Genomic DNA, 19,713 nt, shown 5'->3' with positions numbered 1-19,713 from the left:
GCGAATAAGGCCTATCAGGCTAGTAGATGGAAGATTCAGCTTTTTCCTCCCCCGGCGCCCAGGTGGGCGACGGGCGGGCCGATCGTTTTGTGCGCAAGCTGTTTCGCTTGTTGCGATCGCGCACGCAGAGGCACAACCAGCACCTGTGGCCCTTTGTCAGGATCTGGCGGGACCGGTCGGGCGCCATTTGCGGGTTCCGCGCGTTCGGCCGTTCGCTGCCGGTCACGCCCCTGGAACAGGGGTACGACCCCGGCGATCAGGAAGTGCATCTCATCCTGAGCGGCCCCTCGGTCGCTGAAATCCCCTACGATCGGCTCGACATCCGCGTGGCGATGGGCGTGAACGGCGCCATCGCGCTGGCGCGCAAGTTCGACCTGCCGTTCAAGTACTACTGCATCATCGACCAGAACTTCGTCCGCGACCGCATCGACCTGGTGCGGGAAATCGTGTCGCGCGACCTGACGCTGTACGTGTTGCCCGAAGTGCTGCGCTACATCATGCAGGGCATCCCGCAGGAATCGATCCGCTGCCGGATCTGCATCATCGAATTGATTTCCGAACGCGCCTACCAGCGCAGCGCCGCGCCGGCCGTCCTCAAGCGCATGGCGGCGGCGACGCCCGACGTGAAGCTGCTGGATGCCAAGCAGGGGCTGGGATACAGCTTCGACGTGGCGCTGGGCGTCTTCGACGCCGATACGGTGGCCTATGCCGCCTTGCAGGTGCTGGTGTCCGGCGGAGCCCGCCACGTATACGTGCACGGGTTGGACCTGACGCTGCAGAACGGTCTGCGTTTCTACGACGAGGGGCCTTCCCCCCAGGCCAGCAGGCTGGCGCGCAATTTCTCGCGGCTGATCGAGCCGTCTTTCCGGTTCGCGGCCGCGCAGTGGCGCACTCGCGGCGTGTCGGTATTCAGTCTGTCGCCCATCAGCGCGTTATCGGCCGACATCATCGAGCGCCTGGACTGGCAGGTACTGCTGAAGGAATGACGCGGCTGGGCGCCAGGCGCGCAACGCGCCCGGCGCCCGGACGGCGCGTCAGTGCGCGCCGGCGGCCGCTTCGGCGGCTCCGCCGCCGCCCACCTTGGCCGATCTCGGGCGGGCGAACCACACCAGGCCCGTCAGCGCCAGGAAGATGATGGCGGACGCGTAGAACACGTCCACCGCCGACATCGTGAAGGCCTGCCCGTTGATCATGGCGTCGACCGTGCTCAAGGCCTGCGGGTGCGTCATGCCCAGCCCGTTCTGCAGCGTGTTCAGCGTGTGGTCGAACGCCTGCTGGCCGGGCCTGGCCGCTTCGGTCAATTGCGCGTGGTGCATGGTCGCGCGGTTTTCCCAGAGCGTCGTCGCGATCGACGTGCCGAACGCGCCCGCCGTCAGGCGCAGGAAGTTCGACAGGCCGGAGGCGGCGGGGATGCGCCACGGCTCGATGCTGGCGAGCGTGATCGAGGTCAGCGGCACGAAGAAGGCGGCCATGGCCGCGCCCTGGATGATGGTCGGGATCATCAGCGTGCGCACGTCGGTCTGGGTGTTGAATCCCGACCGCATGAAGCACACCAGGGCGAAGATCATGAATGCCACCGTCACGATCTGCCGCGGGTCGCGCGTGGCCAGCATCTTGCCGACGATGGGCGTCAGCAGGATGGCCAGCAGCCCGACGGGCGCCGTCACGAGGCCGGCGTACGTGGCGGTATAGCCCATATTGCTTTGCAGCCACAGCGGCAGCAGCACGACGTTGCCGAAGAAAACGCCGTAGGCCACCGCGAGCGTCAGGGCGCCGACCGTGAAGTTGCGGATCTTGAACAGCCGCAGGTCCACCACGGGATGGGCGTCGGTCAGTTCCCAGATCAGGAAAAAGACGAAGGCCACGAAGGCGGTCGCCGCCAGCGCGATGATGGTGGGGCTGGCGAACCAGTCCAGTTCCTTGCCCTTGTCCAGCATGATCTGCAGCGCGCCCACCCAGACCACCAGCAGCGCCAGGCCGACCTTGTCGATCGGCAGCTTGCGCGTGACCGATTCCCGGTTGCCGTAGATGCGCCAACTGATCCAGGCGGCCAGCAGGCCCACCGGCACGTTGATATAGAAGATCCACGGCCAGGTGTAGTTGTCGGAGATCCAGCCCCCCAGCAGGGGGCCGGCGACGGGGGCGACCAGCGTGGTCATGGACCAGACCGCCAGCGCCATGCCCGCCTTCGACTTGGGGAAGCTGGCCAGCATCAGCGCCTGCGACAGCGGGATCATCGGGCCGGCGACGGCGCCTTGCAGCACGCGGAACGCGATCAGCGCCTCCAGCGAAGGCGAGAAGCCGCACAGCCACGACGCCAGCACGAACAGCAGCGTCGAAATCAGGAAGAGGCGCACCTGCCCGAAGCGCTGCGTCAGCCAGCCCGTGAGCGGCACCGTGATCGCGTTGGCGACGGCGAAGGAGGTAATGACCCAGGTGCCCTGGCTGGTGCTGACGCCCAGGTCGCCCGAAATGGTGGGGATGGACACGTTCGCGATCGAGGTGTCCAGCACGTTCATGAACACCGCCGTGGACAGCGCGATGGAACCGATGATGCGGGTCGCGCCTTCCAGCGGCGCATAGGTGCCCGGCGGCCGGGCGGCTTGGGGGGAGGCTCCCGCGTCCGCGGGCTGGGCGGCTGTGCTCATGATGCGAGGTTGGCTTCGATGATCTTGCCGATCATGGCGTCGACTTCGTCGTGGGCGGGTTCAAAGGCGCGCGTCGACCAGGCCGGCTCCTTGCGCTCGGCCTGCGTCAGCGGTTCGCCTTCCTGCTTGCCGACATCGACTTCCACGTCCATGGACAGGCCCACGCGCAGCGGATGCTTCTTCAGGTCTTCGGGATCCAGCGCGATACGCACTGGCACGCGCTGCACCACCTTGATCCAGTTGCCGGTGGCGTTCTGGGCGGGCAGCAGGGCGAAGGCGCTGCCCGTGCCGGCGTCCAGGCCGGCGATCGTGCCGTGATAGGTCACCGATCCGCCGTACAGGTCGGCCACCAGCTTGGCCGGCTGGCCGATGCGCATCTTGCGCAACTGGCCTTCCTTGAAGTTCGCCTCGACCCAGACCTGGTCCAGCGGCACGACCGTCATCAGGGCGGCGCCGGGGGCGACGCGCTGGCCGACCTGTACGCTGCGCCGGGCGATCACGCCGGATACCGGGGCGGGCAGCACGGTTCGCGATTGCGCGAGCCAGGCGTTGCGCAGGCCGGCCGCCGCCTGCTGCACGTCGGGATGGTCGGCCACGGTGGTGCCCTGGGTCAGCGCCTGGTTGGTCGCCAGCTTGGCGCGCGAGGCCGCCAGCGCGGCGCGGGCCTGCGCCAGGCCCGACTGGGCAGACTTCAGCGCGGCTTCGGCGTGCAGGATTTCTTCGCCGCTGACGCCGCCCGACTTGGCCAGTTGCTGGCGGCGGTTGACGTCGCTTTGCGCGCGCGTCAGCTCGGCCTGCGCGCGCAGGATGTCGGCATTGCGCAGGTCGACGTCGGCGGCCAGGGCGTCGTTCTGGACGTAGATGGTGCGCACCTGGCGCACCGTCTGCGCCAGCTTGGCCTGGGCCTGTTGCAGGGCCACGTCGGTATCGGCGGGGTCCAGGCGCACCAGCGGCTGGCCGGCGGCGACGGTTTCCGTGTCGTCGGCCTCGATGGCGACGACCGTGCCCGGCACCTGGGGCGTGATCTGCACCAGGTTGCCGTGCACATAGGCGTCGTCGGTGCTTTCGAAGTGGGCGCCGAACAAGGCCCACCAGATGCCGTACGCGATCGCGACGAGGACGAAGGCGCCGGTGGCCAGCAGCAGCAGGCGTTTACGGGCGGGGTTGGCGGCGGGGGGGGCAGCGTTCATGACGTCTGAATCCGGGGATCGTTCAATGGGTGGGGGTCGTGGCGGGCGCGGATCCGGCCGCGGGGACGTAGCCGCCGCCCAGCGCATTCGCCAGGTTGGCGTCCAACTGATAGGCGCGGATGCGCAGGTCGGTGTCCAGGCGGGCCTGGGTCAGCACGCCGGTCTGCGCGATGAGCACGGCGATGTAATTGCCCATGCCGGCCCTGTAGCGCTTGACGGCCAGGTCGTAGGCCGCATCGATCGCCTCGCGGGCCTGGCGCTGCTCGGCCTTTTCCTGGTCCAGCAGGCGCAGGCCGTCGAGGGCGTCGGCCACCTGGTGCACGGCGTCCAGCACGGTCTGGTTGTAGTCCGACACCGCGAGGTCGGCGTCGGCGCGGCGGCCCGCCAGATTGGCGTTCAGCTCGCCGCCATGGAAGATCGGCAGGGTGACGGCCGGACCGAAGCCGGCCATGCGGGCGTCGGCGCCCAGCAGGTTGCCGGTGCCCATGGCCTGGAAGCCGGCGAACGCCACCAGGTTCACGTTGGGGTAGAACTCGGCCTTGGCGCTGTCGATGGCATGCCGGGCGGCCTCGGCGCGCCATTTCGCGGCCGCCACGTCGGGACGATGGCCCAGCAGGTCCAGCGGCACGCTGGCGGGGATGCCGCCGGCCGGCGCGGTCAGCGCCACCGGCGTCAGGGACTGTCCGCGCTGCGGTCCGGCGCCGGCCAGCGCCGCGACCTGGTTGCGCAATTGCGCCAGGGTGGTCTCGGTCTGGGTCAGTTCCACCTTGCCGGCGGCCAGCGACGATTCCGCCTGCTTGACCTCCACCTGGGTGTCCAGCCCGGCCTTGTAGCGGCCCTGGGTCAGCGACAGCACCTCGGCGCGCTGGGCCAGCACGCGGTTCAGGACGTCGCGCTGCTCGAAGGCGTTCTGCAGGTTCAGGTAGGCGCGCACCGTGGCGCTGGCCAGCACGTTGCGCGCCGCCTGCGCGTCGGCCGCGGCGGCCTGTTGCTGCGACACGGCCGACTGCAGGCGCAAGCGGTTCTTGCCCCAGAAATCCAGCTCGTAGCTGAAGTCCAGCGCCAGCCGGTTGTCGCTGACGACCGAACCGCCCAGCGGGGCGGGGTAGATGTAGTCCTTGGACAGGTGCTCGCGGGTCAGCGCATAGTTGGCGTCCACGCGCGGCAGCAGCGGCGCGCGGGCCGTGCTGACGGCGGCGTTGGCCCGGGCCAGGCGGGCCTGGGCCGCGCTCATCGAGGGGTTGTTCGCCAGGGCTTCATCCAGCAGCGCGTTGAGCTGCGGATCGCCGTAGCGCTGCCACCATTGCGTGGCGGGCCAGGCGGCGTCCTGGCCGGTCAAGCCCAGCTTGGCCGCATCCAGCGCCGCCACGGGTTCGGGCCCGGGTTCCATCAGTGCGCAACCGCTCAGGGCCAGCACCAATACGGTAGAAAGAAGGCGTTTCATCCTGACTGTTTGCTGAAAGTAATTGATTAATCTGTATTTGCCTAGGCAATTATTATGCCAAACAAAACCCCCATGGGAGGGGGAAGTGCGCGCTGGCAGCGTGCTTCAGGCGGAGCCGTTGGCGAGCATGCGCCGCAGGAAGTGCATGAGCTGGGAGACTTCGTCGGTCGAGAATCCGCGCAGGTGATGGTTGAGCGAGCGGGCGATGTTGGCCGGGATCTCGCGCGCCTTGGCCTCGCCCAGTTCGGTGAGTTCGATCTTGACCACGCGGCGGTCTTCCTGGCTGCGGCTGCGGCGCAGCAGGCCCTTGGCTTCCAGGCGGTCCAGCGCGCGGGTCATGGCGCCCGTGTCCATGCCGTTGAGCCGCGCCAGTTCCGCGGGCGTATCGGCGCGGCCCAGGAAGACCATGGCGATGGGGCGCCATTGCATGGCGGTGAGGTCCAGCGGGGCCATTTCCTGGTCCAGCATCCGGTTCAGGGAGTTGTAGACCTGCTTGATGAGGAAACCGGCGTTGTCCTCCATCATGCAGCGGGCGTCGCTGCGGTAGTGGACGGGGTTGTCGGGCGTGGAGGGGGGAGGCGCGGCATTCATGCGCCGAATTTTACTGCCTAGTCAGTTATTGTCAAGGCTGTATCTTCGTCGGCGCTTGGGCGGGCGGCGCGGCCGGCGCCTGCTTGCGCAGGCCCGACCAGACGATGGCCGCCACGATCAGGGCGGCGCCCGCCATCATGCGCGGGGTGGGCTGCTGGCTGAACAGCGCCCAGGCGAAGGCGATGGCGTAGACCGGTTCCAGGGCGATGACCAGCCCGGCGCTGCGGGCGTTGAGCCGGGTCAGGCTGGACACGAACAGGTAGTGGGACAGGCCCGTGCAGAAGATGCCCAGCAGCGCCAGCCAGAACAGGTCCAGGGCGGGCAGGGCCGGCAACTGGCCGGCGGCGAAGGGCAGCATCACCAGCGCGACGACCAGGTTCTGCCAGCACGCGACCTGCATCGGGTCCATGCCGGAGGCCGAGCGGCGGTTGCTCAATGCCAGCAGCGCGAAGCTCAGGCCCGACAGCAGGCCCCAGGCGAGGCCGATCGTGCCCTGGTCGGCCAGGTCGAACGAGGGGGTGACCAGCACCAGCCCGGCGGTCACCAGGCCCAGCAGCAGCCATTCCGCCGGGCGGATGCGCTCGCGGAAGATCAGGCCTTCGAACAGCGTGATGAAGGCCGGGAAGCTGGCGAAGCCCAGCGTCGCGATGGCGATGCCGCCGACCTTGACCGAAATGAAGAAGGTGACCCAGTGCCCCGCCAGCAGGGCGCCGGCCACGACCAGCACGAACAGTTGCGCGGGCGTGAGGGCGCCCAGCAGCGGCTTGCGGCGCATGCGGGCGAAGAGCCCCAGCGAAACCACCGCGAAGGCGGCCCGCCCCAGGGTGATCACGGCGGCGCTGGCCTGTATCAGTTCGCCGAATACGCCGGTCAGGCCGAAAAGCACGGCGGCAATGTGGATGTAGGTAAGGGCGCGGTGTCGAGTCATGCGGGGGGAGCCAAAAAGTGCAATTATTTGTGCACTGAACATAAAATCATCGCATGAATCGCCTTGCCGAGTTTTTGCCGCTACTCCGTCCTTCCAGCCGCGCGGCCGGAATCCTCATGGCGACCCTGGGCGCGGTCCTGTTTTCGGCCAAGGCCATCGTGGTCAAGTTCACCTACCGTTACGGTATCGACGCGGTCACCCTCATCGCCTTCCGCATGCTGTTCGCCATGCCGTTTTTCGCGGCCGTGGCCTGGCACCAGTCGCGCCGCGCCGCGCGCGGCGAGATCGTCGTCCTGACGCGCAAGGAACGCCTGCAGGTGTGCGTGCTGGGGCTGCTGGGCTATTACCTGTCCAGCTTCCTGGATTTCCTGGGGCTGCGCTACGTCACCGCCAGCCTGGAACGGCTGATCCTGTTCCTGTCGCCGTCGCTCGTCGTGCTGCTGTCGGCGTTCTGGTTCAAGCGGCCGGTCGAGCGCCGCCAATGGATGGCCATGGTGCTGTCCTACGCCGGCGTGGTGCTGGTGTTCGCCCATGATCTCTCCTTCGGCGGAGGCGAGGTGCTGTTAGGGTCTTTATTCGTTTTCGGGTCGGCCGCAAGCTATTCTGTGTACCTGATTTGTTCAGGGGAACTGATCAAGCGGGTCGGCGCGACGCGCCTGGTGGCCTATGCCATGCTGGTGTCCTGCGTGGCCTGCATCGTCCAGTTCTTTGCCGTGCATCCGCCGGCTATGCTCGTCCAGCCCGCGGGGGTCTATGGATATTCCGTGATCCACGCCACCCTGAACACCGTGGTGCCGGTGTTCATGCTGATGTGGGCGGTGGCGCTGATCGGCGCGCCCACCGCGTCGCTGCTGGGCATGCTGGGGCCGGTGTCGGTGCTGTTCCTGGCGTCATGGTTCCTGCACGAGCCCATCACGGTGTGGCAGATGGCGGGGACCGCGCTGGTGCTGGCTGGCGTGTTCGCGTTGATGGGGGGCGGGGCCGGCAAGACGGCGTCCGCCAGGCAGCGCGAGGCGCGGCCGTCTCGTTGAATCCGGTTTTCCCGCTTAGTTCGCATTATTTCCAATGAAAGGAGGCCAGCATGGCCAGCAATCTCGTCAAGGCAATTCGTATCGAGCAGCACGGTGGTCCCGAAGTCCTGAAGCTGGTCGAGGTGGAAGTGCCTCCGCCCGCCGCCAATGAAGTCACGATCCAGCAGCATGCCGCCGGGCTGAATTTCATCGATATCTATTTCCGCACGGGCTTGTATCCCCATCCGCTGCCCCATGGCCTGGGCTTCGAGGGCGCGGGCGTCGTGACCGCCGTGGGCGCCGACGTCAAGCACCTGAAGACGGGCGACCGCGTCGCCTACGGCCAGAGCCCCATCGGCGCCTACGCGCAGGCGCGCAACGTGCCCGCCGCGCAGGTCGTCAAGGTGCCCAAGGGCATCGGCTTCGACGAGGCCGCCGCGCTGATGCTCAAGGGCCTGACGGTGCAGTACCTGTTCCGCCAGACCTACCGCCTGCAGGGCGGCGAAACCATCCTGTTCCACGCCGCCGCGGGCGGGGTCGGGCTGATCGCCTGCCAATGGGCCAAGGCGCTGGGCGTGAAGCTGATCGGCACGGTCTCCAGCCCCGAGAAGGCCGAGCTGGCCCGCGCCAACGGCGCCTGGGAAACCATCGACTATTCGCGCGAAAACGTGGCCGAGCGCGTGCTGGCGCTGACCGGCGGCAAGAAGGTGCCGGTGGTGTACGACGGCGTGGGCAAGGACACCTGGGAAACCTCGCTGGACTGCATCGAGCCGCGCGGCCTGATGGTGAGCTTCGGCAACGCGTCCGGCCCGGTGGCGGGCGTCAACCTGGCGACGCTGAACCAGAAGGGCAGCCTGTACGTGACGCGCCCGTCGCTGGGCATCCACGTGAACACGCTGGAAAAGTTGCAGGCCGCGTCCGAGGAACTGTTCGACCTGGTCCTGAAGAAGAAGATCAAGGTCCGCATCGACCAGCGCTATCCCCTGGCGCAGGCCGGCGAGGCGCAGACCGCCCTGGCCTCGCGCAAGACCACCGGCGCCACGGTGCTGATGCTGGACTGACCGGCGCCTGGCGCCGCGCGGCCCTGGACAGGGCCGCGCCAGACCCGGCACGACGCGGCGGCGTCGTGCCGGGTTTGTTTTTGGAGACGGCGGCGGGGGCGCCGTGCGCAGAATGACAAATCGCCATGCACGGCCCGACAAGCCAGCCGCCGACGCCGTTGCTATTCTGGCTCCGACCTTTTCGTTGGAGTTCCGAATGCCTGCTGCAAGCGCTTCCTCCGCCGACCGCCCGGAACTGGGCGCCATCCGCGAGTCCATGCTCATCGACGGCAAGCCGGTGCGCGAAGGGCAGGGCGAGCCCATCGCCGTGCATGACCCCGCCACCGGCCAGGTCATCGCCCACCAGCCCGATGCCGGCCCCGTCCAGATCGACCTGGCCGTGCAGGCCGCAAGGCGCGCGTTCGATGCCGGCCCCTGGCGCGACATGCTGCCCGCGGGGCGCGAGCGCCTGCTGCTGAAGCTGGCGGACCTGGTCGAGCAGCACGGCAATGAACTGGCCCGGCTGGAAACGCTGAACAACGGCAAACTGCTGGGCGTGGCCCAGGGGCTGGAAGTCGGGTCCGGCGCGCAGTGGCTGCGCTATATGGCGGGCTGGGCCACCAAGATCACCGGCGACACGCTGTCCCTGTCCATTCCATTTCCGCCCGGCGTCCGGTACAGCGCCCAGACCCTGCCGCAGGCCGTGGGCGTGGTCGCGGCGATCATTCCCTGGAATTTCTCGCTGCTGATGGCGATCTGGAAGATCGCGCCCGCCCTGGCGGCCGGCTGCACCGTGGTGCTCAAGCCCGCCGAGGAAACCCCGCTGACCGCGCTGCGCCTGGGCGAACTGGTGCTGGAGGCGGGTTTTCCGCCCGGCGTGGTCAACGTCGTGACGGGCAGGGGCGAGACCGCCGGCGCGGCGCTGGTGGCGCACCCCGGCATCGACAAGATCGCGTTCACCGGTTCCACCGAGGTGGGCAAGCTGATCGGCCGCGCGGCGATGGACGGCATGAAGCGGGTGTCGCTGGAACTGGGCGGCAAGTCGCCGGTGATCGTGCTGGACGACTGCGACGTCGACCGCGCCGTGCAGGGCGCCGCGGCCGCCATTTTCTTCAACCAGGGCCAGGTGTGCACCGCCGGCTCGCGCCTGTACGTGCAGAAAGGCCTTTACGCCAAGGTCGTCCAGGGGCTGGCCGACCTGGCCGCGGGCATGAAGCTGGGCTCGGGATTCGACCCGGCCACGCAGATCGGCCCGCTGGTATCCGCGCGCCACCGGCAGCGCGTCATGGACTACATCGGCATCGGCCGCGCCGAGGGCGGGCGCGTCCTGGCGGGCGGCGGCGCCGGCGACGGAGCGGGCTATTTCGTGCAGCCCACCGTGTTCGCCGGCCTGCGGCCGGACGCCCGGATCGTGCGCGAGGAGATCTTCGGACCGGTCGTCGTGGCGCAGCCCTTCGACAGCCTGGACGACGCCGTGCGGCTGGCCAACGACAGCGCCTTCGGCCTGGGCGCGAGCCTCTGGAGCAACGACCTGGCGCGGGTCCAAAGCCTGATCCCGCGCATCGCCGCCGGAACGATCTGGGTGAACACGCACAACATGCTGGATCCCAACATGCCTTTCGGCGGATTCAAGCAGTCCGGCATCGGCCGCGAGCACGGCCGCGCCGTGCTGGACCTGTACCTGGAGAAGAAGTCGGTTTGCATCGCTTACTAGAACGACGGTAGCGCGGCCCAAGCCGGGAGATACCGGCGGCCGCCCCGTCATGAAACCAAGGGGAAGTGCATGGCAGGCAAGACGGTTTGCCGGACCTGGAGACGCGCGGCGCTGCTGTTGGCGTGCGTGGCGGCGTCGCAGGCGGCATGGGCGGGAGATCCCAGCGCGCGCGATTGGATACCCGCGCCGGTGGGCACCAATCTCATCGCCGGGTATATGGCCGGGCTGCGCTCGTCGGGGCTGTACGCCGAAGGCGGGCGGGTGGACGGCGCTTCGGTCGACGTGAACGCGCTGGTGTATCGCCAGATGCACTACCGCGATTTCTACGGCAAGACGGTGCAGCTCGAATTCATCGTGCCGATGTACCGGACCTCGCTGGACCTGCCCGGCGTGCCGGGCGATCACCAGACGGGCATCGGCGACGTGACCCTCGGGTCGGCGGTCTGGCTGTACAACAACGAGCAGACCAGGACCTGGTTCGCCTGGGAGCCGTTCATCGTGGCGCCGGTGGGGCGCTACGACGGTTCGCGCCCCGACGTGTCGCCGGGCAAGAACCGATGGTCCACCATCCAGGATTTTTCCTTCGTGAAGGGGATCGGCGAATCCACCTACCTGGAAGCCATCGCGGAAGTGGAAATCTATGGCCGCAACACCGATTGGTATGGGCAGACGCTGAAGAAGGATCCCTCGTTCCGCTTCTTCGCCCTGGCCTCGACCAACCTGACGCCCGATACCTACACCGGGGTGCGCTACCGCTATGAAACGGGCGGGCGGGAAACGTCCTCGGGCGAGACCGTCGCCACGCGGGCGCGCAACCACCAGTTGGCCGTCGAACTGACGCACCAGATCAACGACGCCAACCAGATTCAGATGCAGTACATCCACGACCTGAAGGTCGAGAACGGGCCGCGGATGCGTGGCGTGCAGTTGCGCTACGTCTACGCATTCTAGGAAATCGGATCATGAGACCAGGAGAATATCGATGAATGCGCTTCGTGCCAGATCACGCGCATCGCGGGCCGGGCGATGGGCGCTGTGCGCCGCCCTGGCGGCCTCGGCCGGGTTCGCCCGGGCGGACCTGCCCGTGGAGGAGCTCAAGGGCGGCGCCCGCCTGCCGCCGGCCACGCCGCACCGGCTGTACGTGATGGACGCCGTCTTCAACCACCTGGTGGACAGCCGGGTGAATGTCTACGACGGCGACACCATGAAATTCCTGGGGCTGGTGCCCACGTCGTTCAACGGCCACATGACCGTGTCCGCGGACGGCAAGGACATCTACGTGATGACGACCTACTACGAACGGCTCAACCGCGGCAAGCGCACCGACCTGGTCGAAGCCTGGGACGCCGAGACGCTGACGCCCAAGTTCGAGGTGCCCATTCCGCAGAAGCGCGCGCAGGCGCTGAACTACCGCAACTATCTGCGGCAGAGCACCGACGGCGGGCTGCTGTTCGTGCAGAACGCGACGCCCGCTTCGTCGGTCACGGTGGTGGACCTGAAGACGCGCCAGTTCACGGACGAGATCACCGCCGCCGCGGGATGCTGGAGCATCATCGTCCTGCCGTCGCGTCCGCGCAGCTTCGCCAGCATCTGCGGCGACGGCGCGCTGCTGACCGTCGACCTGGACGCGGCCGGCAAGCCGGCGGGCCAGCAGCGCAGCCAGCCCATGTTCGATCCGGAGAAGGACCCGGTCTTCACGCACACCGAGAACCTGGGCAACACCTTCTACTTCGTTTCCTATAACGGCAACGTCTACAGCGCGGACTTCAGCGGCCCGGAGGCCGCCTTCGGCCAGCCCTGGTCCCTGCTGGATCCGTCGGGCAAGGACCGGGGCTGGCGGCCGGGCGGCTACAACCTGCTGGCCGTGAACCAGGCAAGCAAGCGGCTCTATGTCGGCATGCATCCGGATGGCGCGGAAGGCACGCACAAGACGCCCGCCGCCGAGATCTGGGTCTATGACCTGGGCACCCGCAAGCGGGTGGCGCGGGTGCCGGGCCGGAACGCGCTGTCGATGTCGGTATCGCAGGACGACGCTCCACGCCTCTACACCCTGGACGGCGGCAACGTGAACATCTATGACGCCGCGCCGGCCGCCCCGGTCCTCAAGGGCACGATCGAGGCCGCGGGCGAGACCGCGCTACAGGTCGAGCCGCAACCGCGAGGCGCGCGATGAACGATCCCGTCCTGCTCTATGCCGCGAGCGCGGCGCTGGCCTGCGTGCTGCTCCTGGGCGCGCTGGAAAAGCTGAAGGACGTGGCGGGCTTCGCCGCGGCCGTATCGGGCTACCGGATCCTGCCGGCGGGCTGGACCTACCCGTTCGCGTGGGCCTACGCGCTGGCCGAGGCGCTGGCCGGCGCGTTGCTGCTGGTGCCGTCGCGCCAGGCGGCGGGCGCGGAACTGGCGCTGCTGGTGCTGGCGGCGGCCACCCTGGCGCTGGCCTTCAACCTGCTGCGCGGCCATCGCGACATCGATTGCGGTTGCGGCGGACCGGCATCCGCCGGACCGGGCCGGCGGGGCGGCGGGCTGTCGTGGTGGCTGGTCCTGCGCAACGCGGTCCTGGCGCTGTGGACGGCGCCCGCGCTTCTGGCCGCGGCGGAGGGCTCCCGCGGGCTGCAATGGGCGGATGCCGCCGCCGTCTTCGGGTTGGCGATGTCCGCGGTGGGCCTGTATTTCACCGTCAATCACCTCTTGGCCTCGCACCTCAAGCTGCGGAATCTTTGAAGGAGTTTCACATGGATGCCTTGATCATTTCCAACTTCCTGCTCTGGGGCGTGGTGCTTTGCCTGGTGCTGGTCATCCTGGCCCTGTCGCGGCAGATCGGCGTGCTGTACGAACGCGTGGCGCCGATGGGCGCGCTGACGATGGACAAGGGCCCCGCCGTCGGCGAGGCCGCGCCGCGCTTCGAAATCGCCGACCTGCTGGGCCGCCGCATCGCCGTCGGCGAACGCGGGCAGCACAGCCAGTTGCTGTTCTTTCTTTCCCCGACCTGCCCGGTGTGCAAGAAGCTGCTGCCCATCCTGAAGTCGGTGGCCGCGACCGAAAGCGCGTGGCTGCGCATCGTGCTGGCCAGCGACGGCGAGATGCCCGAGCACCTGGCGTTCTACAAGCAGGCCGGGCTGGAGCGCTTTCCGTACTTGCTGTCGGCCGAACTGGGCATGAAGTTCCAGATCAGCAAGCTGCCCTACGCGGTGCTGATCGACGAGACGGGAACGCTGCGCGCGAAGGGCCTGATCAATTCCCGCGAACAACTGGAAAGCCTGTTCACGGCGAAGGAACTGGGCGTGGCGTCGGTGCAGGAATTCCTGGCCGCCGGCACGCTGGAAGAAACCCGGATTTCGCGCAAGGAGAGCGGCAATGCACTGGCTGGATAAACTTGGAGAGCGCGCCACGCGCTCGGTCGCGCACGCCACGTCCCGGCGCAGCGTGCTCAACCGCATTGGCAAGGCGCTGGTGGGAACGGCCTTCCTGATGCCGGTGCTGCCGGTGGCGCGTTCCGCGCCCGCGGACGCCAAGAAGCCGCAAATGGACGACACCGCATGCGACTACTGGCGTTACTGCGCGGTGGACGGCTTTCTTTGTTCATGCTGCGGCGGCAGCATGACGTCCTGCCCGCCGGGCACCTCGCCGTCGGCGGTGTCGTGGGTGGGGACCTGCCACAATCCGCTGGACGGCAAGGACTACCTCATCAGCTACAACGATTGCTGCGGCAAGGCGGCCTGCGGCAAGTGCATGTGCGCGTCCGCCGAGCGCGAACGTCCCGGCTACCAGATGTTCCTGCACAACGACGTGAACTGGTGCATGTCCAACGAGTCTTCCATTTTCCATTGCACCACCTCCGTGATCGTGGGCATGGCCAAGGCGAAACCGAAGCCATGATGCGGGGGAAGCGGCGGCCGGGGAGGGGATGGCGGTGGCGTTGCGCCGCCGCCGTCCTGCTCTGTGCGTCGCGGGCCGCCGCGGCCGAAGGGGCCGCCGGCCAACCCGGGGCGGACGCCGTGCGCCTGGCCGTCCGCGCCGATTACGTGTTGCAGTGCGCGGGCTGCCATCGTGTGGACGGCCGCGGCAGCAGCCGCCACGGCATCCCGGATTTCCGCAATTCCGTGGGCGCGTTCGTACGCCTGCCGGCGGGCCGCGAGTACCTGATCCGCGTCCCGGGCGCCGCGCAATCGCAACTGAGCGACGCGGAACTCGCGGCCGTGCTGAACTGGGTGCTGGAGGAATTCAGTCCGGCCCAGTTGCCCGCGGATTTCCGCCCCTATGACGAACAGGAGGTCGCGGCCGCCCGGCGGCGCCGCTATGAAGACGTGGTGCCGGTGCGCCACGGGCTGGCGAAGGCGCTGTCGGCGCAGGGGTTCGGTCTGGCCGATTACTCCTATGGCAGTGACAGAAAACCCTAGCGGGGCCGCAGCTTAGGGGTAGTCACCGATACTCCCCCCCGCCGCCCGGTGCTAGAAAGAGGCAGCATTCCGGAGTCGCCATGTCCCAATCCCTTTTGCGCAGCGCGCCCAGGCATTTCCTGGATTGCGCCAGTTGGCAGGAAAGTGTCAGCGATACCTTCGTTCCCCTGGAAGTGTCCGCCGTGTTTCCCGCGCGTTTCCGCAACAGCGTGGCGGTGGACTCCCTGGGCTGGATGCAGGTCAGCGAATTGCGCAGCAGCGCGCAGCGCGTGCGCCGCAGCAAGCTGCTGGCCGACCGGTCCGTGGCGGCCGGCTACAAGGTGACGCTGCAACTGTCCGGCCGCAGCGAAATCCGCCAGGCCAGGCGTAGCGCCTTGCTGATGCCCGGCGAATGGGGCATTTACGACACCACCCGCCCGTACGAAGTCGATGTGGACGAGGGCGCGCATTTTCTGGTGATGCAGGTGCCCGGCAAGCATTTCGATGCCTGGCAGCCTTTCATGCAGAACGCCGTGGCCCGCCGCTTCAGCGCACTCCAGGGTTGCGGGCGCATGGCCATGGACCTGCTGCGGGTGGCGTTGACCGAACACGCCCACTTGTCCGAAAGCGCGTCGCGCGACGCCGCCAACGCGGTATTGCAGATGATGGGGCTGGACATCAGCGAACGGGCCGGCGCGCTGGCCGAGCAGGACCAGGCCGACCTGCGGCAGGCGCAATTGCGCCGCGTGCAGCAGCACCTGCTGGAAAACCTGCACGATCCGGCGCTGTCGCCCGCCAGCGCGGCCGCGGCCTTCCGGGTGTCGCGGCGGTATCTGTACAACCTCTTCGCCCAAGCCGCCACCACGCCCGCGGACTTCATCCTCAGCGCCCGGCTGGAGCGCTGCCGGGACATGCTTTGCGACGCGGCGCAGTCAGCCCGGCCGATCGGCGACATCGCCTATCGTTTCGGCTTTTCGGACGCCGCGCGTTTCAGCCACGCGTTCCGCAAGCGTTTCGGCGTGTCGCCGTCCGAATACCGGCGCCAAGGGCGCTAGATCAAGGCGCTTTCCGGAGCGGGCCGCCTTGGCCGATCAGAGCTGTTCCTCGTTGATCAGGTCTTCCTTGCCGTAGAACTTCACGCCGATGTAGATGCGTTCGCGGCCTTGCGAACGGCGGTGACGGTTGGTGTCGCGCAGCGAATAGACGCAGCCGCAGTATTCCTGCTGGTAGAAGTTCTCGCGCTTGCTGATTTCGATCATGCGGGCCGAGCCGCCGCCCTTGCGCCAGTTGTAGGTCCAGTAGACCAGTTCGTCGTAGCGCGCCGCGGCGCGTTCGCCGCAGCCGTTGATCTGGTTCATGTCCTTCCAGCGCGAGATGCCCAGGGAACTCGTGATGGTGTCGAAGCCGTGTTCGTGCGCATAGAGCGCCGTGCGCTCGAAACGCATGTCGAAGCAGACCGTGCAGCGCTCGCCGCGTTCGGGCGAGTCTTCCAGGCCCTTGACGCGGTCGAACCAGTTGTCCATGTCGTAGTCGGCGTCGATGAATTCGATGCCGTGCTGTTCGGCGAAGCGGATGTTCTCCTGCTTGCGGATCTCGTACTCTTTGACCGGATGGATGTTCGGGTTGTAGAAGTAGATCGAGTAATCGATGCCCGAGGCCGTCATGGCTTCCATGACTTCGCCGGAACAGGGCGCGCAGCACGAATGCAGCAGCACCTTGCGGCGGCCGGCGGGCAGGTCGAGTTTGGGGCGCACGAGATCGGACATGGCTTGCAGGCAGGAAAAAGCGGAAAACTCCTTATTTTACGACGAGTTGCCGCAAGCGCGGCGGGGGCCGCGCCCCGCCCGGCAAGGGCTCACCCCAGCACCGCCGCCCACAGCTCGCGCACGGCGGTGCGCTCTTCCTGCAATTGTTCGGGCGGCACGCGCGCCTTTTCCACGCCCTGCAGGCGCAATTGATGCTGGGCGCGGCGCAGCGTGCGGTAGGCGTCGCCGGCGCGGGCGGCAAGCGCCGGCGCAATCAGGCCGGCCTCGCCCGCCAGGCGCAGCAGCGCGATGTTGCCCAGGTTGCGCACCAGTTGCGGATGCGTGCCCGAATGGCACAGCACCAGGTATTGGGTGACGAATTCCACGTCGACCATGCCGCCCCGGTCATGCTTCAGGTCGAACATCTGGCTGGTGTTGGGGTGGCCCGCGTTGATTTTCTCGCGCATCGCCAGCACCTCGTCGCGCAACGCGGCGGCGTCGCGGGGCAGCACCAGGATGTCCTCGCGGATCCGTTCGAACCGGGCGCCGATGCCGGCGTCCCCGGCGGCATGGCGCGCGCGGGTCAGCGCCTGGTGTTCCCAGGCCCACGCATGCTTGTGCTGGTATTGCTCGAAGGCTTCCACGGATACCGCCAGCAGGCCGGCGTCGCCGTCCGGCCGCAGACGCAGGTCCACCTCGTACAGGCGGCCCGAGGAGGTCATGGTCGAGAGCCAGGACGTCATGCGCCGGCCGAGCTTGGCATAGACCTCGGCGGCATCCTCGCGCGGATCGTCGAACAGGAACACCAGGTCCAGGTCCGAGGCGTAGCCGAGCTCCTTGCCGCCGAGCTTGCCGTAGGCGATCACGGCGAACCGGGGGACGGCGCCTTCCATCCGGTTCACCAGCGGCCAGGCGCGGCGGATGGTCTCGGCCAGCAGCAGGTCGGCCAGCGCGGACAACTGGTCGCCCAGCTTTTCCACGGTGAGTTCGCCTTCCAGGTCCTGCGCCAGCAATTGGAAGCTGGCCTGGCGCTGCACGTCGCGCATCAGGTTCATCTGCCGCTCGACGTCGGGGCTGCCGTCGGGCAGCCGGCATGCGTCCAGGTCCGCGCTCAACTGGCGCGCGATCTGGGCGAAGTCCAGCGGCTCGAACAGGGTGCGCCAGTCGATCAGGCTGTCCAGCAGCAGGGGATGCTGCGTCAGGTACTGGGCGGCCCACGGGCTGGCCGCCACCATGCGGGCGACCCGCGCCAGGGTGTCGGGGTATTCGGCCAGCAGCGCCAGGTAGGCGCTGCGCTGCGCGATTTTCTCGATCAGGTCGAACAGGCGCACGGTGGCTTCCAGCGGCGCCGGCGTCCGCAAGGCGGCGCGCAGGGCGGCGGGCAGCAGGGCGTCCATGCGCTTGCGGCTGCTGTCGGGCAGGCTGCGCACGCGATGGCTGTTCAGCAGGGTTTCGGTGCGGCGCAGCAGGTCCTGCGCGGCGTCGCCGAATGCCTGGCGGATCTGTTCGGACAGTTCGCAGTTGTCGTCCAGGTCGTCGTGGCAGGGCGTCGCTTCGGCGGAGCCCGGCGCGGGCGGCTGTTCCTCGGTTTCGCCCATGCCCATGATGCGGAACACGTTGCGGAAGGTCTGCGAGACGAACTCGCGGTGCGCGGCCAGCGTGCGTTCGAAGTCCTCGTGGCTCATGCCCAGCGCGGCGGCGAGGCTGGCGCGCTGCGCGGGATCGCCCGGCAGCAGATGGGTTTGCGCGTCTTCGCGGTATTGCAGGGCGTGTTCGGTGCGCCGCAGGTAGCGGTAGGCTTCCTCCAGGCGCCGGGCGTCTTCCTCGGGCACCAGGCCCGCGGCGCATTCGGCATGGAGCGCCTCCAGCAGGCCGCGCTTCTGCAGGGCCGGCATGCGGCCGCCGCGGATCAACTGGGCAAGCTGCACCACGAATTCGATCTCGCGGATGCCGCCGTCGCCCAGCTTGATGTTGTTCGCGCTGTCGATGCCGCTGCGCGCATGGGCGCGCCGCTGCCAGTCCTGGCGGATGCGTTCCCGCAGGGCGCGCAGGGCGGCCAGGGCATCGAAGTCGAAATACTTGCGGTAGACGAAGGGCACGCGCAGGCTTTCCAGTTGCCGCGCCTGGGCGGCGCTGTCGCTGCCTTCGAACGCCCGCGCCGGCATCAGCCGCGCCTTGAGCCAGGCGTAGCGTTCCCACTCGCGGCCCTGGCCGATCAGATAGTGCTCGAGCGCGTCCAGGCTCCAGGCCAGGGGCCCGGAATCGCCATCGGGGCGCAGGCGCAGGTCGGTCCGGAAGACCTGCCCGTTGGCGTCCACTTCCGACAGCACGGGCATCATGCGCCGCGTCAGGCGGCCGTAGAACTCGTGGTGGCTGATGCGGCGCGGGCCGTCGGTTTCGCCCTCTTCGCCGTACAGCATGATCAGGTCGATATCGGAGGACACGTTCAGTTCGCAGCCGCCGAGCTTGCCCATGCCGACGATCAGCATTTCCTGCGGCTTGCCGGTGGCGGGATCCCGGGGCACGCCATGGACGGCCGCCAGGTCGGCCGCCACGCTTCGGTAGGCCGCGGCCACCGCGGTATCGGCCAACGCGGTCATGGCGCCCACGACCTCTTCGAGCGGGGCCTGGCCCGCCAGGTCGCGCACGATGAGCACGTTGAAGACGCGTTCGCGCAATTTGCGCAGCACCATGCGGCAGGCGTCGACCGGCAGCACGTCGGGCGCGTCCGGTCCCGCCAGCTCGGATTGCCATTCGGCGATACGGGCGGGAGTGACCGGCTGAAGCACGGCCTGCGCCAGCCAGGCGGCCAGATCCGGATGGGCATCCAGTCGGCGGCGCAGATGGCCGGACCAGGCGAGGGCGGGGGCAAGCGGAGTGGGTGTAGGCATGGCGAAAGGGGCGGCGGAATGGGCGCGTTTCAGGTATAAGTGGGGACGATACCGCAAGACAATTCTCCTGCCCACCGATCCGTGTCTGTTTCAAAAAAGACCCCTACGCCGAGCCCGCGATCCGGGCCCGCCGCCC

At 68.2% G+C, this 19,713-nt stretch carries 18 protein-coding genes; 11 read left to right on the top strand and 7 right to left on the bottom strand.

Translation table 11 applies throughout. From position 1 onward, the window contains the following. The first annotated feature begins 26 nt into the window (after nt 1-26). On the top strand, nt 27-986 hold the full coding sequence (locus AVE30378_RS09615) for a hypothetical protein (RefSeq protein WP_129240615.1): 960 nt from the start codon (nt 27-29) through the stop codon (nt 984-986). A 48-nt stretch (nt 987-1,034) separates the two neighbouring features. Here the strand turns inward: AVE30378_RS09615 and AVE30378_RS09610 are convergent, their stop codons facing one another. The 5 genes from AVE30378_RS09610 to AVE30378_RS09590 all read right to left on the bottom strand — a co-directional run bounded on the left by AVE30378_RS09610 (nt 1,035) and on the right by AVE30378_RS09590 (nt 6,801). Next, nucleotides 1,035-2,648 (bottom strand): DHA2 family efflux MFS transporter permease subunit, encoded by a 1,614-nt coding sequence (locus AVE30378_RS09610; RefSeq protein WP_129240614.1) that lies wholly within the window; start codon nt 2,646-2,648, stop codon nt 1,035-1,037. Beyond that, on the bottom strand, nt 2,645-3,838 hold the full coding sequence (locus tag AVE30378_RS09605) for an HlyD/EmrA/EmrK family protein (protein WP_129240613.1): 1,194 nt from the start codon (nt 3,836-3,838) through the stop codon (nt 2,645-2,647). The genes AVE30378_RS09610 and AVE30378_RS09605 overlap by 4 nt, the downstream gene beginning before the upstream one ends. Before the next feature lie 22 nt (nt 3,839-3,860). Further along, nucleotides 3,861-5,282: an efflux transporter outer membrane subunit gene (locus AVE30378_RS09600; protein ID WP_129240612.1), complete on the bottom strand. Its 1,422-nt coding sequence runs from the start codon at nt 5,280-5,282 to the stop codon at nt 3,861-3,863. A gap of 105 nt (nt 5,283-5,387) precedes the next feature. Further along, complete coding sequence (locus AVE30378_RS09595) at nt 5,388-5,873, bottom strand: MarR family winged helix-turn-helix transcriptional regulator (RefSeq protein ID WP_129240611.1); 486 nt, start codon at nt 5,871-5,873, stop codon at nt 5,388-5,390. A 31-nt stretch (nt 5,874-5,904) separates the two neighbouring features. Beyond that, nucleotides 5,905-6,801 carry a DMT family transporter gene (locus AVE30378_RS09590; RefSeq protein WP_129240610.1) on the bottom strand — a complete coding sequence of 299 codons (897 nt, stop codon included), beginning with the start codon at nt 6,799-6,801 and terminating at the stop codon, nt 5,905-5,907. Nucleotides 6,802-6,854: 53 nt separating this feature from the next. Here AVE30378_RS09590 and AVE30378_RS09585 point away from each other — a divergent pair, with 53 nt between their 5' ends. From AVE30378_RS09585 to AVE30378_RS09540, 10 genes are all read left to right on the top strand, one after another. Beyond that, nucleotides 6,855-7,832 carry a DMT family transporter gene (locus tag AVE30378_RS09585; protein ID WP_129240609.1) on the top strand — a complete coding sequence of 326 codons (978 nt, stop codon included), beginning with the start codon at nt 6,855-6,857 and terminating at the stop codon, nt 7,830-7,832. A gap of 50 nt (nt 7,833-7,882) precedes the next feature. Next, entirely contained in the window at nt 7,883-8,872 is a 990-nt protein-coding gene (locus AVE30378_RS09580; protein WP_129240608.1) for a quinone oxidoreductase family protein, read from the top strand. Between the two features lie 196 nt (nt 8,873-9,068). Next, nucleotides 9,069-10,565, top strand: coding sequence for a phenylacetaldehyde dehydrogenase StyD (gene styD, locus AVE30378_RS09575; protein WP_129240607.1), 1,497 nt, complete (start codon nt 9,069-9,071; stop codon nt 10,563-10,565). A 69-nt stretch (nt 10,566-10,634) separates the two neighbouring features. Further along, nucleotides 10,635-11,516, top strand: a complete 882-nt coding sequence (locus tag AVE30378_RS09570) for a transporter (protein WP_129240606.1) — start codon at nt 10,635-10,637, stop codon at nt 11,514-11,516. Nucleotides 11,517-11,547: 31 nt separating this feature from the next. Next, the gene (locus AVE30378_RS09565) at nt 11,548-12,738 is read left to right on the top strand and encodes an amine dehydrogenase large subunit (RefSeq protein WP_129240605.1); all 1,191 of its coding nucleotides are present in this window, start codon (nt 11,548-11,550) and stop codon (nt 12,736-12,738) included. Next, nucleotides 12,735-13,286 (top strand): MauE/DoxX family redox-associated membrane protein, encoded by a 552-nt coding sequence (locus tag AVE30378_RS09560; protein ID WP_129240604.1) that lies wholly within the window; start codon nt 12,735-12,737, stop codon nt 13,284-13,286. The genes AVE30378_RS09565 and AVE30378_RS09560 overlap by 4 nt, the downstream gene beginning before the upstream one ends. A gap of 11 nt (nt 13,287-13,297) precedes the next feature. Continuing rightward, complete coding sequence (gene mauD, locus AVE30378_RS09555; RefSeq protein ID WP_129240603.1) at nt 13,298-13,936, top strand: methylamine dehydrogenase accessory protein MauD; 639 nt, start codon at nt 13,298-13,300, stop codon at nt 13,934-13,936. After that, nucleotides 13,920-14,441, top strand: a complete 522-nt coding sequence (locus tag AVE30378_RS09550) for a methylamine dehydrogenase light chain (protein WP_129240602.1) — start codon at nt 13,920-13,922, stop codon at nt 14,439-14,441. The genes mauD and AVE30378_RS09550 overlap by 17 nt, the downstream gene beginning before the upstream one ends. Nucleotides 14,442-14,560: 119 nt before the next feature. Then, nucleotides 14,561-14,962 (top strand): c-type cytochrome, encoded by a 402-nt coding sequence (locus AVE30378_RS09545; protein ID WP_244235002.1) that lies wholly within the window; start codon nt 14,561-14,563, stop codon nt 14,960-14,962. An 80-nt stretch (nt 14,963-15,042) separates the two neighbouring features. Further along, nucleotides 15,043-15,996 (top strand): AraC-like ligand-binding domain-containing protein, encoded by a 954-nt coding sequence (locus AVE30378_RS09540; RefSeq protein ID WP_129240601.1) that lies wholly within the window; start codon nt 15,043-15,045, stop codon nt 15,994-15,996. Between the two features lie 36 nt (nt 15,997-16,032). Here AVE30378_RS09540 and AVE30378_RS09535 read toward each other — a convergent pair whose 3' ends face one another. Together AVE30378_RS09535 and glnE are read right to left on the bottom strand one after the other, a co-directional pair. Continuing rightward, nucleotides 16,033-16,707, bottom strand: a complete 675-nt coding sequence (locus AVE30378_RS09535; protein WP_129240600.1) for an epoxyqueuosine reductase QueH — start codon at nt 16,705-16,707, stop codon at nt 16,033-16,035. 89 nt (nt 16,708-16,796) lie between these two features. Further along, complete coding sequence (gene glnE / locus AVE30378_RS09530; protein ID WP_129240599.1) at nt 16,797-19,577, bottom strand: bifunctional [glutamate--ammonia ligase]-adenylyl-L-tyrosine phosphorylase/[glutamate--ammonia-ligase] adenylyltransferase; 2,781 nt, start codon at nt 19,575-19,577, stop codon at nt 16,797-16,799. Between the last annotated feature and the right edge of the window lie 136 nt (nt 19,578-19,713).

The organism is Achromobacter veterisilvae (genome assembly GCF_900496975.1).
In the GTDB taxonomy this organism is placed as follows: Bacteria; Pseudomonadota; Gammaproteobacteria; order Burkholderiales; family Burkholderiaceae_B; genus Achromobacter; species Achromobacter veterisilvae.
The sequence above is the reverse complement of the archived record's forward strand: the minus strand, read 5'-3'. Positions and strand labels throughout refer to the sequence as shown.

What these genes read in the sequence shown, in the direction of transcription:
- AVE30378_RS09615 (WP_129240615.1), top strand. Translation starts at nt 27, where the DNA reads ATGGAAGATTCAGCTTTTTCCTCCCCCGGCGCCCAGGTGGGCGACGGG.
- AVE30378_RS09610 (WP_129240614.1), bottom strand. Translation starts at nt 2,648, where the DNA reads ATGAGCACAGCCGCCCAGCCCGCGGACGCGGGAGCCTCCCCCCAAGCC.
- AVE30378_RS09605 (WP_129240613.1), bottom strand. Translation starts at nt 3,838, where the DNA reads ATGAACGCTGCCCCCCCCGCCGCCAACCCCGCCCGTAAACGCCTGCTG.
- AVE30378_RS09600 (WP_129240612.1), bottom strand. Translation starts at nt 5,282, where the DNA reads ATGAAACGCCTTCTTTCTACCGTATTGGTGCTGGCCCTGAGCGGTTGC.
- AVE30378_RS09595 (WP_129240611.1), bottom strand. Translation starts at nt 5,873, where the DNA reads ATGAATGCCGCGCCTCCCCCCTCCACGCCCGACAACCCCGTCCACTAC.
- AVE30378_RS09590 (WP_129240610.1), bottom strand. Translation starts at nt 6,801, where the DNA reads ATGACTCGACACCGCGCCCTTACCTACATCCACATTGCCGCCGTGCTT.
- AVE30378_RS09585 (WP_129240609.1), top strand. Translation starts at nt 6,855, where the DNA reads ATGAATCGCCTTGCCGAGTTTTTGCCGCTACTCCGTCCTTCCAGCCGC.
- AVE30378_RS09580 (WP_129240608.1), top strand. Translation starts at nt 7,883, where the DNA reads ATGGCCAGCAATCTCGTCAAGGCAATTCGTATCGAGCAGCACGGTGGT.
- styD (WP_129240607.1), top strand. Translation starts at nt 9,069, where the DNA reads ATGCCTGCTGCAAGCGCTTCCTCCGCCGACCGCCCGGAACTGGGCGCC.
- AVE30378_RS09570 (WP_129240606.1), top strand. Translation starts at nt 10,635, where the DNA reads ATGGCAGGCAAGACGGTTTGCCGGACCTGGAGACGCGCGGCGCTGCTG.
- AVE30378_RS09565 (WP_129240605.1), top strand. Translation starts at nt 11,548, where the DNA reads ATGAATGCGCTTCGTGCCAGATCACGCGCATCGCGGGCCGGGCGATGG.
- AVE30378_RS09560 (WP_129240604.1), top strand. Translation starts at nt 12,735, where the DNA reads ATGAACGATCCCGTCCTGCTCTATGCCGCGAGCGCGGCGCTGGCCTGC.
- mauD (WP_129240603.1), top strand. Translation starts at nt 13,298, where the DNA reads ATGGATGCCTTGATCATTTCCAACTTCCTGCTCTGGGGCGTGGTGCTT.
- AVE30378_RS09550 (WP_129240602.1), top strand. Translation starts at nt 13,920, where the DNA reads ATGCACTGGCTGGATAAACTTGGAGAGCGCGCCACGCGCTCGGTCGCG.
- AVE30378_RS09540 (WP_129240601.1), top strand. Translation starts at nt 15,043, where the DNA reads ATGTCCCAATCCCTTTTGCGCAGCGCGCCCAGGCATTTCCTGGATTGC.
- AVE30378_RS09535 (WP_129240600.1), bottom strand. Translation starts at nt 16,707, where the DNA reads ATGTCCGATCTCGTGCGCCCCAAACTCGACCTGCCCGCCGGCCGCCGC.
- glnE (WP_129240599.1), bottom strand. Translation starts at nt 19,577, where the DNA reads ATGCCTACACCCACTCCGCTTGCCCCCGCCCTCGCCTGGTCCGGCCAT.